This is a genomic window from Rhizobium sp. WW_1 (assembly GCF_003610155.1).
GTDB classification, from domain to species: Bacteria; Pseudomonadota; Alphaproteobacteria; order Rhizobiales; family Rhizobiaceae; genus Rhizobium; species Rhizobium tropici_A.
On the sequence record NZ_RAIN01000006.1, the window covers coordinates 315,110 to 329,759 of the forward strand.

The 14,650-nt window shown below is 59.0% G+C and carries 13 protein-coding genes; 10 read left to right on the forward strand and 3 right to left on the reverse strand.

Annotation, left to right across the window (positions count from 1 at the left end; translation table 11 throughout):
* Positions 1-5 precede the first annotated feature (5 nt).
* Entirely contained in the window at positions 6-3,782 is a 3,777-nt protein-coding gene (gene metH / locus BJ928_RS19620) for a methionine synthase (protein WP_047631970.1), read from the forward strand.
* A 122-nt stretch (positions 3,783-3,904) separates the two neighbouring features.
* Here metH and BJ928_RS19625 read toward each other — a convergent pair whose 3' ends face one another.
* Together BJ928_RS19625 and BJ928_RS19630 are read right to left on the reverse strand one after the other, a co-directional pair.
* Complete coding sequence (locus BJ928_RS19625; RefSeq protein WP_047631969.1) at positions 3,905-4,669, reverse strand: GntR family transcriptional regulator; 765 nt, start codon at positions 4,667-4,669, stop codon at positions 3,905-3,907.
* Entirely contained in the window at positions 4,666-5,550 is an 885-nt protein-coding gene (locus BJ928_RS19630) for a BadF/BadG/BcrA/BcrD ATPase family protein (protein WP_047632328.1), read from the reverse strand. Before BJ928_RS19630 ends, BJ928_RS19625 begins: the two co-directional genes overlap by 4 nt.
* 544 nt (positions 5,551-6,094) lie before the next feature.
* Here BJ928_RS19630 and BJ928_RS19635 point away from each other — a divergent pair.
* The 5 genes from BJ928_RS19635 (at position 6,095) to BJ928_RS19655 (ending at position 11,439) form a co-directional block, all read left to right on the forward strand.
* A complete protein-coding gene (locus BJ928_RS19635; protein ID WP_047631968.1) occupies positions 6,095-7,354 on the forward strand; it encodes an ABC transporter substrate-binding protein in 1,260 nt (419 codons plus the stop codon).
* Positions 7,355-7,555: 201 nt separating this feature from the next.
* Positions 7,556-8,509, forward strand: coding sequence for a sugar ABC transporter permease (locus BJ928_RS19640; RefSeq protein WP_047631967.1), 954 nt, complete (start codon positions 7,556-7,558; stop codon positions 8,507-8,509).
* A gap of 12 nt (positions 8,510-8,521) precedes the next feature.
* Positions 8,522-9,361 (forward strand): carbohydrate ABC transporter permease, encoded by an 840-nt coding sequence (locus tag BJ928_RS19645; RefSeq protein ID WP_047631966.1) that lies wholly within the window; start codon positions 8,522-8,524, stop codon positions 9,359-9,361.
* Positions 9,358-10,422 (forward strand): Gfo/Idh/MocA family oxidoreductase, encoded by a 1,065-nt coding sequence (locus BJ928_RS19650; protein WP_047631965.1) that lies wholly within the window; start codon positions 9,358-9,360, stop codon positions 10,420-10,422. The genes BJ928_RS19645 and BJ928_RS19650 overlap by 4 nt, the downstream gene beginning before the upstream one ends.
* A 12-nt stretch (positions 10,423-10,434) precedes the next feature.
* A complete protein-coding gene (locus BJ928_RS19655; RefSeq protein WP_047631964.1) occupies positions 10,435-11,439 on the forward strand; it encodes an ABC transporter ATP-binding protein in 1,005 nt (334 codons plus the stop codon).
* Positions 11,440-11,506: 67 nt separating this feature from the next.
* On the opposite strand, the gene BJ928_RS19660 is transcribed toward BJ928_RS19655, so the two are convergent.
* Positions 11,507-12,112 (reverse strand): TetR/AcrR family transcriptional regulator, encoded by a 606-nt coding sequence (locus BJ928_RS19660; RefSeq protein ID WP_047631963.1) that lies wholly within the window; start codon positions 12,110-12,112, stop codon positions 11,507-11,509.
* A gap of 120 nt (positions 12,113-12,232) precedes the next feature.
* Here BJ928_RS19660 and BJ928_RS19665 point away from each other — a divergent pair, with 120 nt between their 5' ends.
* From BJ928_RS19665 to phnF, 4 genes are all read left to right on the forward strand, one after another.
* The gene (locus tag BJ928_RS19665; RefSeq protein WP_047631962.1) at positions 12,233-12,679 is read left to right on the forward strand and encodes a Tautomerase enzyme; all 447 of its coding nucleotides are present in this window, start codon (positions 12,233-12,235) and stop codon (positions 12,677-12,679) included.
* 71 nt (positions 12,680-12,750) lie between these two features.
* Entirely contained in the window at positions 12,751-13,149 is a 399-nt protein-coding gene (locus BJ928_RS19670; protein ID WP_047631961.1) for a VOC family protein, read from the forward strand.
* Positions 13,150-13,230: 81 nt separating this feature from the next.
* Positions 13,231-13,917 (forward strand): class I SAM-dependent methyltransferase, encoded by a 687-nt coding sequence (locus tag BJ928_RS19675; RefSeq protein WP_047631960.1) that lies wholly within the window; start codon positions 13,231-13,233, stop codon positions 13,915-13,917.
* Between the two features lies 1 nt (position 13,918).
* A complete protein-coding gene (phnF, locus tag BJ928_RS19680) occupies positions 13,919-14,647 on the forward strand; it encodes a phosphonate metabolism transcriptional regulator PhnF (RefSeq protein WP_047631959.1) in 729 nt (242 codons plus the stop codon).
* Positions 14,648-14,650: the final 3 nt, after the last annotated feature.

Below are 14,650 nucleotides of genomic sequence, written 5' to 3' on the forward strand. Positions count from 1 at the left end.
CGCTGATGTTTGACAATCTTTTTGGTCCGGGGACGGCTAAGCGCGATGGCGGCGAGATACTGCAGGCCCTGCGCAAGGCTGCCAGCGAGCGAATCCTTGTGCTTGATGGTGCCATGGGTACGCAAATCCAGGGCCTTGGCTTTGATGAGGACCAGTTTCGCGGTCATCGGTTCATCGGTTGCGCATGTCATCAGAAGGGCAATAACGACCTTCTCATTCTGACGCAGCCCGATGCCATTGAAGAGATCCATTATCGCTACGCCAAGGCTGGTGCCGATATTCTGGAGACCAATACCTTTTCGTCCACTAGCATCGCGCAGGCGGACTATGAAATGGAAGGCGCGGTCTACGATCTCAACAAGGAGGGCGCTGAAATCGTGCGCCGCGCGGCGATCCGTGCCGAGCGCGAAGATGGCAAGCGTCGCTTCGTGGCCGGTGCCATCGGTCCGACCAACCGTACCGCGTCAATTTCTCCTGACGTCAACAATCCCGGCTATCGTGCTGTCAGCTTTGACGATCTGCGCCTCGCCTATGGCGAGCAGATCGACGGCCTGATCGATGGTGGCGCCGACATCATTCTGATTGAGACGATCTTCGATACGCTGAATGCGAAGGCGGCGATTTTCGCCTGCGAAGAGCGTTTCGAGGCCAAGGGTATCCACTTGCCGGTCATGATTTCCGGGACGATCACCGACCTTTCGGGCCGTACCTTGTCGGGTCAGACCCCGTCGGCTTTCTGGAATTCGGTGCGTCACGCAAGCCCGTTCACCGTTGGCCTCAATTGCGCGCTCGGTGCCAATGCCATGAGGCCGCACCTGCAGGAGCTTTCGGCTGCGGCGGATACCTTCATCTGCGCCTATCCAAACGCCGGTCTGCCGAATGAATTCGGCCAGTATGACGAAACGCCCGAGATGATGGCGGCGCAAGTGGAGGAATTTGCGCGCGAAGGTCTCGTCAACATTGTTGGCGGTTGCTGCGGCTCGACGCCGGAGCACATAGCCGCGATCGCAGAAGCGGTTTCGAAATATCCGCCACGCAAGCTCGCCGAGCACCGCCCCTTCATGTCTCTTTCCGGGCTGGAGCCGTTCGAGCTCACCAAGGACATTCCCTTCGTCAACGTCGGCGAGCGCACGAACGTCACCGGTTCCGCCAAATTCCGCAAGCTCATCACCAACGCCGATTATACGGCTGCCCTTGCTGTTGCGCGTGATCAGGTCGAAAACGGCGCACAGGTCATCGACATCAACATGGACGAAGGCCTGATCGATTCCGAGAAGGCGATGGTCGAGTTCCTGAATCTGATCGCTGCCGAGCCGGATATCGCCCGCGTTCCAGTCATGATCGACAGTTCCAAGTTTTCGATCATCGAGGCCGGTCTGAAGTGCGTTCAGGGCAAGCCGATCGTCAACTCGATTTCCTTGAAAGAAGGTGAGGAGAATTTCCTAAAGCAGGCGCGGCTGATGCGCATGTACGGCGCTGCCGTTGTCGTCATGGCATTCGATGAAACGGGTCAGGCGGATAGCTATGAGCGCAAGGTCGAAATCTGCTCCCGCGCCTACAAGCTGCTGACGGAAGTGGCGGGTCTGCCGCCGGAGGATATCATTTTCGATCCGAACATCTTCGCGGTCGCCACAGGTATCGAAGAGCACAACAATTACGGCGTCGACTTCATCGAAGCGACGAGAACGATCCGCCGGACCATGCCGTTGACGCATATCTCCGGGGGCGTGTCGAACCTGTCCTTCTCGTTCCGTGGCAACGAGCCTGTTCGTGAGGCCATGCATGCCGTGTTCCTCTATCACGCCATCCAGGCGGGCATGGACATGGGCATCGTCAACGCCGGACAGCTTGCGGTCTATGATAATATCGACCCGGAACTAAGGGATGCCTGCGAGGACGTCGTCCTTAACCGCCGCCCTGACAGCACGGAGCGTCTGCTTGAGATTGCCGAGCGTTTTCGCGGCGCCGGTGGCAAAGAAGCCAAGGCGCAGGATCTTTCCTGGCGGGAATGGCCGGTGGAGAAGCGGCTCGAACACGCGTTGGTCAACGGCATTACCGAGTATATCGAAGCCGATACGGAAGAGGCGCGTCAGGCCGCCGCGCGGCCGCTGCACGTGATCGAAGGCCCCTTGATGGCCGGCATGAATGTCGTTGGCGATCTCTTCGGCGCGGGCAAGATGTTCCTGCCGCAGGTGGTGAAGTCCGCGCGCGTCATGAAGCAGGCCGTTGCCGTGTTGCTGCCTTACATGGAAGCGGAAAAGCTTGCTAATGGCGGTGGCAGCGAACGGCAATCGGCCGGCAAGGTGCTGATGGCAACCGTCAAGGGCGATGTTCACGATATCGGCAAGAACATCGTCGGCGTCGTTCTCGCCTGCAACAACTACGAAATCATCGATCTTGGCGTCATGGTGCCGGCGACGAAGATCCTGGAAACGGCTGTCGCCGAAAAGGTCGATATCATCGGCCTGTCGGGGCTGATTACACCGTCCCTGGACGAGATGGTGCATGTTGCCTCGGAAATGGAGCGGCAGGGCTTCGATATTCCCTTGCTGATCGGCGGTGCCACCACCAGTCGTGTCCACACGGCGGTAAAGATCCATCCAGGCTATCATCGCGGTCAGACGGTCTATGTTACAGATGCCAGCCGTGCTGTTGGTGTCGTGTCGGCATTGCTCTCGCCGGAGGCGCGGACGGGCTATATCGATACGGTCAGGGCAGAATATGCGAAGGTCGCGGCTGCGCATGCGCGTAGCGAAGCCGAAAAGGTACGCCTGCCGATCGCGAGAGCCCGCGAGAACGCCGAGAAGGTAGACTGGTCGAGCTACAAGCCCGTGAAGCCGCAATTCTTCGGGACGAAGGTATTCGAGAGTTACGATCTTGCCGAGCTGGCGAAATATATCGACTGGACGCCATTCTTCCAGACCTGGGAGTTGAAGGGGCGTTTCCCCGCAATTCTCGAGGACGAGAAGCAGGGCGAGGCGGCGCGGCAGCTGTACAGCGACGCGCAGGCGATGCTGGAAAAGATCATTGCGGAGAACTGGTTCCGCCCGCGCGCCGTCATCGGCTTCTGGCCGGCCGGCACTGATGGCGACGATATCCGGCTGTTCACGGATGAAAGCCGTAGCGAGGAGCTCGCGACCTTCTATACGCTCCGTCAGCAGCTGTCGAAGCGTGATGGTCGACCCAATGTTGCGCTATCCGACTTCGTCGCGCCAGTTTCCAGCGGTATCGGCGATTATGTCGGCGGCTTTGTTGTTACGGCCGGCATCGAAGAAGTCGCTATTGCCGAACGTTTCGAGCGGGCCAATGACGATTACTCGTCGATCCTCGTCAAGGCGCTCGCCGACCGCTTTGCCGAGGCCTTTGCCGAACGGATGCACGAGCGGGTGCGGCGGGAGTTCTGGGGTTATGCCACGGACGAGAATTTCTCGAGCGAGGAACTCGTGCTCGAGGCCTATGCCGGTATCCGCCCCGCACCGGGCTATCCGGCTCAGCCCGACCATACCGAGAAGGACACGCTTTTCCGTTTGCTGGACGCGGAGGCCGCGACGGGCGTGACGCTTACGGAAAGCTATGCGATGTGGCCGGGTTCGTCCGTCTCGGGCATCTATATAGCCCATCCGTCCTCCTATTATTTCGGCGTCGCCAAGGTCGAACGCGATCAGGTCGAGGATTATGCCACCCGCAAGAACATGCCCATCGCCGAAGTGGAGCGCTGGTTGGGTCCGGTTCTGAACTATGTGCTTGAGAAGCGTGGCGCAGAGGTCGAGGACGCCGCCTGATTTCGAGTCGTTTCAACGATTTGAGATGCTTTGCTTAGAATTTGATTCCGCACGAAAACACCGCCCCAGCTGCCAAAGCTGGGGCGGTGTTTTTTTGATTCCAGGACACTTCTTCTGTTCGCTTAGTTTGCACCTATCGTCAGTTCGGCGACGAAATCATAGGCATCGCCGCGATAGAGCGATCGCGTGAATTCGACTGCCCGGCCTGAGCCGAGATAGGAAATTCGTTCGATCGAAAGGCCGGCTGCTCCGACCGGAACGCCCAACAGGCCGGCATCCGCCTCCTTCATGTTGGTCGCCGATATCCGCTGAACGGCGCGAACGGGACGCACCTGCCGCTTTTCCAGTTCCGCATAGAGCGATGTCGTGACCACTGACGGGTCGGGCAGGAATTCGCCGGAGACGCTGGCGTGCTCGATTGCCAGCGGTTGATCGTCGGCTATGCGCAGACGGCTCAGCCGCGATACCTTGGTGTCGGCCGCCAAGCCAAGGATCATCATCTCGTCCGGGGAGGGCGTATGGATGCCTTTGTGCAGCCACTCGGAACGAGCCGTCATCCCGCGTCTCGCCATGTCCTCGGTAAAGGATGTCAATTGCGAAAGCCGTTGTTCGACTTTGGAAACGGGTTTCGCAACGAACGTGCCTGATCCATGGCGGCGAACGAGAATGCCTTCCGCGACGAGATCGTCGATCGCCTTGCGCACCGTGACGCGGCTGACCGCGGCAAATTCGGCAATATCGCGCTCCGGAGGAAGTGCATCCCCGTGCTTCAGCCTGCCAACTTTCACCGCCTCTTCGAGCGTGCGCCGAAGCTTGACATAAAGCGGACCTGTGCCACCTCCAGAAAGGCGTTCCGGCGAGAAGATCGCGCTCAAATCTTCGGTCATGCGTTGTTTTCCTCTCCACCCCGCAGAAATTTTGCCGCCAGTTCGATAGCGCCGCGCAGAACATCGCCCTTCGGTTCGGCAAGAATCGCCTTGTGGCGTTGATCAAGCCAGGGTCGATAGGCCTGCGCAAGGCCGCCAAGCAGGCAGATCGAAGGGCATTCTGGCCAGAGCAGCGCGTCTAAACTTTCGGTTATGGATCTTGCCGCGGATTTGATGATGTCGACGGCAACTGCATCCTCCATCCCGGCATATTCAAACACGATCGGCGCGTAGCGAGCGAAATCCTTCGGCTTGGACGCATGCGCAAACTCGACGATGCGTTCCGGATCGTTGCCATATTCGCCCATGATCGATGCCGTGAGCGCCGAGCCTGCCGTTACCCCGTCGTGCGCCAGAACAGCTCTTTCAAGCAGATCGCGGCCGAGACGGGCACCGCTTGCCTGATCGCCGATGACAAACCCCCAGCCGCCGATGCCCCAGATCCTGCCCTCACGACGGGCGTTGTAAACGGAGCCGGTCCCGAAGGCGCCGATGATTCCATCGGCGTCGCCGAGCGCGCCTTGAAGCGCTGTCGTTGCGTCTGTGACGACGCGTGTTCTGGCAAAGGGCAGGGAACCTTCGACCCTCTTGCCGTAATTTCCGACATTGGCGCCCGCAGTTCCGATAACGGCAGGCAGCGTCTGCAGCATTTCGGGCGCAAGCCCCGCGTCAATCAATGCCTGCTTTGCCGAGGCGACGATATGGATCAACGAGTTTTCGAGGTCGGATAGAATATTGGCCGCGCCGGCCTTGCCGGTGCCGAGCACCTGTCCGGTGCCGTCTATGACTGCTGCCCGGCAGCTCGTGCCACCGCCATCGATACCAATTGCAAACTGCCCCATCATGCCTCCGGATGCGCCTATTCCCCATTTTTCCATACAATACCAAAAAAATACCATTTACCAATAGGCAATGCGCTCATTTTTGTTTGCCTGTATATAATTGAATTAATTGCATAAAATTATCGTGGTCAATCTTTTTGTGTCGGAAAGTTAAATTCGGCTGGACAATTGGTATTTTTTTGGCCTTAATTCGTGGCAGGGGAACAGTGAGAATGGACATCGGCAAAGCCGGCAGAAAAACAACAGTTGGTAGGTGAGGCGGAAAGACGCGCACCTCGTCGTTGTCCAAAAACCGTTCGGATCAGGAGGATCTCGCTTCGGCGTTCATCATGAATTTCCCGCGTGGTTCTTGCAACGCCTCCGTCTGACGGCGGCAGGCGGCAATTGATCGGGCTGATCGGGCCGGTGCCTATGAAGCCTTTTGCATGGAGGGGTCGGCAATATTGGCGGCCCTATGGGGCGCTGACCGTTTCCTCGGACAGGCCAGCGGATTTTCAGATCGAGAACAGCGCCTTTCTACGGGCGCAGAAAACAGGAGAGGGAAATGAAAACCAATGTTCTGAAGGGCTTGCTTCTTGCATCGAGCCTGCTGACCTCTGTCAGCCTGGCGCATGCGGCCGACGTGACGCTGACGGTTGAAAGCTGGCGTAACGACGACCTGCAGATCTGGCAGGAGAAGATCATCCCGGCTTTCGAAGCGAAGAACCCGGGCATCAAGATTGTGTTCTCGCCGACTGCTCCGACCGAATACAATGCGTCGCTGAACGCCAAGCTTGATGCAGGTTCTGCTGGTGACATCATCACCTGCCGTCCGTTCGACGCCTCGCTCGACCTCTTCAACAAGAAGCATCTTGCCGACCTCACCAAGCTGAAGGGGATGGAAAACTTCTCGGCTGTCGCCAAGGCCGCCTGGTCGACCGACGACGGAAAGTCCACCTTCTGCGTGCCGATGGCTTCGGTCATTCACGGCTTCATCTACAACAAGGACGCCTTCGACAAGCTCGGCCTCAAGGTGCCGACGACGCGCGACGAGTTCTTCGCCGTTCTCGACAAGATCAAGGCCGACGGCACCTACATCCCGATGGCCATGGGCACGAAGGATCTGTGGGAAGCCGCAACCATGGGGTACCAGAACATCGGTCCCAACTACTGGAAGGGCGAAGAAGGCCGCAAGGCTCTGATTTCTGGCAAGGAAAAGCTGACGGACGCTCCGTGGGTCGATCCTTACAAGGAGCTGGCCAAGTGGAAGCCCTACCTCGGCGATGGCTTCGAAGCTCAGGGTTATGCTGACAGCCAGAACCTCTTCACGCTGGGCAAGGCTGCGATCTATCCGGCAGGTTCCTGGGAAATTGCTCTCTTCAACACCCAGGCGCAGTTCAAGATGGGCGCATTCCCGCCGCCGGTCGCAAAGGCCGGTGACACCGCCTACATCTCCGACCATCCGGATATCGGCGTCGGCCTGAACGCCAAGAGCAAGCACCAGGAAGAAGCCAAGAAGTTCCTCGACTGGGTGGCTTCCGACGAATTCGCTTCCATCTATGCCAATTCGCTGCCGGGCTTCTTCAGCCTGAACTCGCATCCGGTGAAGATGAGCGATGCGCTCGCCCAGGAATTCGTCTCCTGGCGCAACGATCACAAGTCGACCGTTCGCTCCACCTATCAGATCCTTTCGCGCGGTACGCCGAACCTGGAAAACGAGACCTGGACCGAATCCGCAAACGTGATCAACGGCACGGATACTCCGGAACAGGCTGGCGCGAAGCTCCAGAAGGGCCTCGACAGCTGGTACAAGCCGGGCAAGTAATCACTGCATGGTACGGGCGAGGGGTCTTTCGGGCTCCTCGCCCTTTTCGTTGTTTTAGATAATTGGATTGGCGATCGTTTCGCCTTTGCATTCGACACGCCCGATGTCGTTTCCATCCGGTTGTAGAGCCGGGGCAGCGGGCGGATTTGAACCATTGTGCTGCCGCCTCCTCACGCAGCCAAGAAGAACAGGCAGAAAGCCATGAGCGACGCTGCGACATCCGATGCCCTCAAGGTCATACCGATCAGACGCTCCAAGCGCTGGCACATCCTAGTTTTCCTTTTCCCGGCCTTCGTCGTCTATACGGCGATCATGATCCTGCCATTGATCGAAACGCTGCGGCTGTCGCTTTACAACGTCGTCGACAATCAATCCGTCTTCGTCGGCCTGAACAATTTCAAGGTGTTGTTCGGAGACGAGCGTTGGTCGCATGATTTCTGGAATGCCCTGGGCAACAACCTGATCTTCTTCGCCATTCACATGTGCGTGCAGAATCCGATCGGTGTCGCTTTGGCTGCACTCCTGTCCTTGCCGAAGCTGCGCTTTGTCGCCCTCTACCGCACGGCCATCTTCCTGCCGACGTTGCTCTCCTTCGTCGTCGTCGGCTTCATCTGGAAGCTGATCCTCTCGCCGCTCTGGGGTGTTGCGCCAGAGCTTCTGAATTTCATCGGCCTGAAATCGTTATTCGCCCCGTGGCTCGGCAGGCCGAGCACGGCGCTGATTACCGTCGCGCTGATCTCGGTCTGGCAATATGTCGGCATTCCGATGATGCTGATCTATGCCGCGCTGCTCAACATCCCCGAAGAGGTGATCGAAGCCGCCGAATGTGACGGTATCACCGGCTGGAGCCAGTTCTGGAAGATCAAGCTGCCGCTGGTGCTGCCGGCGATCGGCATCATCTCGATCCTGACCTTCGTCGGCAATTTCAACGCGTTCGACCTGGTTTATACCGTGCAAGGGGCTTTGGCGGGGCCGGATGGTTCGACCGATATTCTCGGTACGCTGCTCTACCGCGTCTTCTTCGGCTTCCAGTTGCAGCTGGGCGACCGCTCGATGGGCGCGACGATTGCGACGGTGATGTTCCTCATCATCCTCGCCGGTGTGTCCTTCTATCTATTCATCGTCCAGCGGCGCATCCGCCGCTACCAGTTCTGAGGAGCGCGAACCATGTCCAAGGCACGCACTTCCCTTGTCCGCACCGGCTTCGTCCATCTGGCGCTCATCGCCTATACGCTGGTCGCCATTTTTCCGGTGTTCCTGACCGTCATCAACTCCTTCAAGGATCGCGCTTCGATCTTCCGCGCGCCCTTGAGCGTCCCGACACCATCCTCCTTCAGCATGATCGGCTATGATACCGTTCTGAAGCAGGGGGACTTTCTGACCTATTTCCAGAACAGCTTCGTCGTGACGATCGTCTCGATCATCCTGACGCTGCTGTTCGGGGCGATGGCAGCCTTTGCGCTGTCGGAATATCGTTTCCGCGGCAATACGGTCATGGGGCTCTATCTGGCGATCGGCATCATGATCCCGATCCGCCTCGGCACCGTCGCGATCCTGCAGGGCATGGTCGCTGCCGGCCTCGTCAACACGCTGACGGCGCTGATCCTCGTCTATACCGCGCAGGGCCTGCCGCTCGCGATCTTCATCCTGTCGGAATTCATGCGCACGGTTTCCGACGACCTGAAAAATGCCGGCCGCATCGACGGACTCAGCGAATACGCGATCTTCTTCCGTCTGGTGCTGCCTCTCGTCCGTCCGGCGATGGCGACCGTTGCTGTCTTCACCATGATCCCGATCTGGAACGATCTATGGTTCCCGCTGATCCTGGCGCCGAGCGAAGCGACCAAGACGGTGACGCTCGGATCGCAGATCTTCATCGGCCAGTTCGTCACCAACTGGAATGCGGTGCTGGCGGCGCTGACCCTCGCCATCCTGCCAATCCTCGTCCTTTACGTCATCTTCTCGCGTCAACTCATTCGCGGCATTACATCCGGAGCAGTCAAGTGAGCGTATCAGAAAAGCCGATCCGTGTTCTCGTTGCCGGCCTTGGCAATATGGGCCGCAGCCATGCGCTGGCCTATCACAACAATCCGGGCTTCGAGATCGTCGGCCTCGTCAATCGCTCCATGCGGGAGCTGCCTGAGGAGCTGCGGGGATATACGGTCTATCAGGATTTCGAGACGGCGTTGAAGGAGCTGAAGCCGGACCTCTGCTCCATCAACACCTATTCAGACAGCCATGCTGATTTCGCCGTTAAGGCCCTCGAGGCAGGTTGCCATGTCTTCGTCGAGAAGCCGCTGGCCACGACGGTCGAAGATGCCGAACGTGTGGTTGCTGCTGCGAAAAAGGCCGGCAAGAAGCTGACGATCGGCTACATCCTGCGCCATCATCCCTCGTGGATGCGGTTGATTGCCGAAGCGCGCAAGCTCGGCGGCCCCTATGTGTTCCGCATGAATCTCAATCAGCAATCGAGCGGCCCAACCTGGGAGACGCATAAGGCGCTGATGCAGAACACGTCGCCGATCGTCGATTGCGGCGTGCATTATGTCGATGTCATGTGCCAGATCACCGATGCCAAGCCCGTCGAGGTGCGCGGCATGGGCCTGCGGCTGACGCAGGAAATCAAACCGGACATGTACAATTACGGTCATCTGCAGGTGATCTTCGAAGATGGTTCCGTCGGCTGGTATGAGGCTGCCTGGGGTCCGATGATTTCGGAGACGGCTTTCTTCGTGAAGGACGTAATGTCGCCAAACGGGTCGGTCTCGATCGCCATGGATCAGAACGCCAAGTCCGACGATATCGACATGCACACGAAAACGTCGGTCATCCGGCTGCATAGCGCCGAGACGGGGCCGAGCGGCCAGTTCATCCGGCCGGACCAGGACCTACATATGGATGGCGAACCGGGGCACCAGGAGCTCTGCAACTTCGAGCAGGCCTTCATGCTGAAGGCCATTCGCGAGGATATCGACCTCAATCGCCATATGGACGATGCCGTTCAATCGCTGCGCATATGCCTCGCCGCCGATGAGAGCGTGCGCACCGGCAAGCCTGTTTATCTATAAGGACAAGAGACTGTGGGATCGCTTCAACTGAAATCCATCCGCAAGGCCTACGGCCAGCACGACGTGCTGAAAGGCATTGATCTCGAGGTGAAGGATGGTGAGTTTGTCATCTTCGTCGGTCCTTCCGGTTGCGGCAAGTCGACCCTTCTGCGCAGCATCGCCGGCCTTGAGGATGTGACCTCGGGCGCCGTGCTGATCAACGGTCAGGACGTCACCGTGACACCGCCTGCCAAGCGTGGCATCTCGATGGTTTTCCAGTCCTATGCGCTCTATCCGCATCTGACGGTCAAGGACAATATGGGGCTCGGTCTCAAGCAGGCGGGCACACCGAAGGCCGAGATCGACAGCCGGGTCGAGAAGGCGTCCGGCATGCTGTCGCTTGCGCCCTATCTCGGCCGCCGCCCATCGGAGCTTTCCGGCGGCCAGCGCCAGCGTGTCGCCATCGGCCGTGCCATCGTGCGCGAGCCGGAGCTTTTCCTCTTCGACGAGCCGCTGTCGAACCTCGATGCGGCGCTGCGCGTCCAGACCCGCCTGGAGATCGCGCGGCTACATCGCAGCCTGAAGGCGACGATGATCTACGTTACCCACGATCAGGTCGAGGCGATGACGCTTGCCGACAAGATCGTCGTGCTCAATGCCGGTGCGATCGAGCAGATCGGTTCGCCGATGGAACTCTACAATCGTCCTGCCAATACCTTCGTTGCCGGTTTCATCGGCTCGCCGCAGATGAATTTCATTCCGGCCGAGCGGCTCGGCGAAAGCGGTGCCAAGACTGTCGGCATCCGGCCTGAACATATCACGCTGTCGCGCGATCAGGGCACATGGGCAGCCAAGGTTATCCATGTCGAGCATCTCGGTGCCGACACGATTATCTATCTCGAGTCCGAGGCCACCGGCCTTCTCACCGCGCGCCTTTTCGGCGAGCATCAATACGAGCCGGACGAGATGGTTTATGCGACGCCGGATGCGAGCCAGATGCATCGCTTCGACGCAAACGACAAGGCCATCCGAGCGTAAGCCGACCTTGCCGAGACGGAGCAACATGCTTCGCCTCGGCCATCCCATCATTGCGTGACCTGTATCGTCATTTGCCTTGTGGTTGTGCGGGATTGTCTGCCGACAGAGCGGCCCGCTCGATGGCTTCGGCTATTTTGACGGAAAGAGCGGGGTCGGAGACGGCGCGAGCAATCGTCAGACCACCGCTTAGCGTTGCCAGAAGAACGATGGCACGATCCTCTGCCGTTGTTTCGCCAGGGCTCGTGCTCTCCGGCAGACCGGCGGCGACACCCGCGATCAGCTTTTTCAGCTCCACCGTATAGGCGCGGCGCGTTTCTTCGTCGGCACGCATCACATCGGGGGAAAGGCTCGGCAGCGTGCAGCTGTCGCCGAGATCGCAGGTTCGCTTGTAGCCGAGGTAGAAGCTGGCAAGCGCCTTCAGCCAATCCTTCGGCTGGTTTTGCCTAAGCGTCAGGATCGCTTGACGCAACTCTTCCAATCCTTCCACGACAGCCGTGCGAAACGCTTCGCTCTTGGACTTGAAGTGTCCGTAGAAGGCGCCGTTGGTCACGCCGGCTGCTTTCGTCAGAGCGTCGATGCCCGCGCCGCCGTAGCCTTCCTTGCGAAAGACTTGCCCCGCAGCCGTGACGACCCGCGTCCGGGTTTCTTCCTTATGTTCGGCGCTGTAGCGCATTTTCGCCTCCATTAAGAGTGATCTCTCTTTATCTGTTGCATAGAGAGTAATCAGTGTGTATCGTTAAAGAGTGATCGGTATATATCAATTTCCGTCACAGGTCCAACAAGGAGATATCTAATGCCCATTACACTCACCGTATCCGAAGGGCTGCTTTCATCCGAAGCGCAGGCGCAAGCCTTCGCTGGTTTGACGGATGCGGTTCTCGACGTTGCCGGTCTGACCGGGAATGAATTCATGGCGGCCAATGTCATCGGTTCGATCAATGTACTTCCGGCCGGACATGTGCTGGCCGCCGGAAAGCCGGTTGCGGCTGCCTTTATCGAACTCAAACTGCCCGAAATCGCGCTCGCGACCGCTGAAGCCAAGCGCGCTTTCATTGCAAGGGCAACCGATGTCGTCGAGCAGGCGGCTGAAGGGCGGATCAAGCGCGAGCATATCTGGTCGAACATAGTCTATGCGCCAGAAGGCGCTTGGGGCATTGCCGGGCAGAGCTACAGCAATGCCGATCTGGTCGATGCCATCACAGCTGCCGCAGTGCCTGTGTTCGAGGCTCATCGCGCGTGACGTGAGATAATCGATATCAATACCGGGCGGTCGCGTCGGCCGCTCGTCCCCACAGCAACAGGAGGCAGGACGTGCAACTCGCCAATTATCTGTTTTTCACGATGGGCTGTGAGGAAGCACTTGCCTTCTATACTGCCTGCGGGCTCGGCCAGGTGGTATTGTTGATCCGGCATGGTGCGGATGAAAGGATACCGCTTGCCAACGAGGCAATGCGGGGCAGGGTGATGCACGCTCGCTTTGAGGGACCGGGGGTCTTGTTTTTTGCCTCGGACAATCATGACGCCGAGCCGATGCGCGGCTCTGCGCACATGCTCATGACGGATGATCGCGATAGTACCGACGAGATTTTTGCCCGGCTTGCCGAGGGCGGTATCGTAACGACGCCGCTCGCCGTGCAGCCTTGGGGCAGCTACTACGGCAAGCTGACGGATCGGTATGGCGTGCAATGGATGGTCGATTGTGGAAAGTAGTCCGGTCGTCCGGACGAATTCACATTGCTGTCATGGAGCTCGACTATCAAAGGGGCAGTCAACCCCAACAGCGAGCCCGTCATGACAAACGCAGTCCCCACCTACGCAACCTGGCACACGGAACCGCAGGGCGATATCGCCATGGCGGAATCGCACAGCCCTTATTGGCGCCATTTCATCGAAACCGTGCCGGAGAGGGATTTCTCCTCGAAGACGATCCTGGATTTCGGCTGCAATCGCGGCGGCTTCCTGCGGCTGCTTCATGCCATGCGGCCGTTCCGTCTCGGCGTCGGCATCGATATCGCCTCGGAATCGGTTGCTGCGGCCATTGCTGCCGTCGGCAACATGCCGCTGCAGTTTCATGTCACCACCGATCTGACGCCGTTTGCCGATAGCTTCGATGTGGCCTTCAGTTATGAGGTGATCTATCTGCTGCCGGAATTGAAGCGGCACGCCGAACAGATGTTCGAGGTCATGCGCAATGGCGGCGTCTATTATGCCGTGACCGGCTGCCATAATGAAATGCCGCTCTGGCCGAAATGGCTGGAACTGATCGGCAACAACAGCAATGCGCCGGTGCAGGATCGCTCGCCACAGGATTACATCGATGCTTTCACGGCGGCGGGATTTGACGTTTCGGTCAAGCGTTTCGGCTATGACGGTTTCGTGCGCGCAACCAAGGATCGGAAATATTATCCGAGCATTTTGGATGCGCTGAGCTACCCGGCCGAGTACAAGCTGCTGTTCCGGCTGGAAAAGCGCGTCTGATATGGAGACGATCGATCGCAAGGGCGGCAGTGCCCTTTGGCATCAGATCGGCGAGATCCTGGCGGCTGATATTGCCGCCGGGACGCTTGCTGCCGGCGAGAAATTGCCGACAGAGCCCGAACTGATGCAGCGCTTCGGCGTCAGCCGTTTCACCGTGCGTCAGGCACTGGGGCATCTGGAGCAGCGCGGGCTGGTGCGTGCCGAACAGGGGCGGGGAACCTTCGTCCACAGAGGCGTGCTCGACTATACGCTGTCGAAGCGGACCCGCTTTCACAAGAACTTGATCGAGCAGGGTTTCGAGCCTGGCGGCGAATTGCTCGTGCATGAAATCGTAGCGGCGACGGAGCGCGTTGCCGGCTATCTGAAGCTCGCGGTCGGAACGCCCGTCATACATCGTCGCGGCGTGATGACGGCCGACGGCATTCCGGTCGAACTGGGCGATTCCTATTATCCGGCCGAGCGCTTTCCCGACTTCGACAAGGCCAGATTGCAGCATTCGACGATCTCGGCGGCGCTCGCCAGCTACGGCGTTACCGACTACGAGCGGTTGTCGACCGAGATTGAGGCACGGATGCCGACGGCGGAGGAGGCGCGGATTTTGCGCCAGCCGAAATCAACGCCGCTGCTCGTCACCCGCAAGGTGGACGCAGACGCTACCGGCATGCCGATAACCTATTCGGAATCGGTTTGGCCGGCCGAACGCACCACGTTCAATGTCGATCTCAGGTAGGAG

Excerpts from the sequence above, each read along its gene's own strand:
- metH (WP_047631970.1), top strand. The coding sequence starts at position 6 with ATGTTTGACAATCTTTTTGGTCCGGGGACGGCTAAGCGCGATGGCGGC.
- BJ928_RS19625 (WP_047631969.1), bottom strand. The coding sequence starts at position 4,669 with ATGACCGAAGATTTGAGCGCGATCTTCTCGCCGGAACGCCTTTCTGGA.
- BJ928_RS19630 (WP_047632328.1), bottom strand. The coding sequence starts at position 5,550 with ATGGGGCAGTTTGCAATTGGTATCGATGGCGGTGGCACGAGCTGCCGG.
- BJ928_RS19635 (WP_047631968.1), top strand. The coding sequence starts at position 6,095 with ATGAAAACCAATGTTCTGAAGGGCTTGCTTCTTGCATCGAGCCTGCTG.
- BJ928_RS19640 (WP_047631967.1), top strand. The coding sequence starts at position 7,556 with ATGAGCGACGCTGCGACATCCGATGCCCTCAAGGTCATACCGATCAGA.
- BJ928_RS19645 (WP_047631966.1), top strand. The coding sequence starts at position 8,522 with ATGTCCAAGGCACGCACTTCCCTTGTCCGCACCGGCTTCGTCCATCTG.
- BJ928_RS19660 (WP_047631963.1), bottom strand. The coding sequence starts at position 12,112 with ATGCGCTACAGCGCCGAACATAAGGAAGAAACCCGGACGCGGGTCGTC.
- BJ928_RS19665 (WP_047631962.1), top strand. The coding sequence starts at position 12,233 with ATGCCCATTACACTCACCGTATCCGAAGGGCTGCTTTCATCCGAAGCG.
- BJ928_RS19675 (WP_047631960.1), top strand. The coding sequence starts at position 13,231 with ATGACAAACGCAGTCCCCACCTACGCAACCTGGCACACGGAACCGCAG.
- phnF (WP_047631959.1), top strand. The coding sequence starts at position 13,919 with ATGGAGACGATCGATCGCAAGGGCGGCAGTGCCCTTTGGCATCAGATC.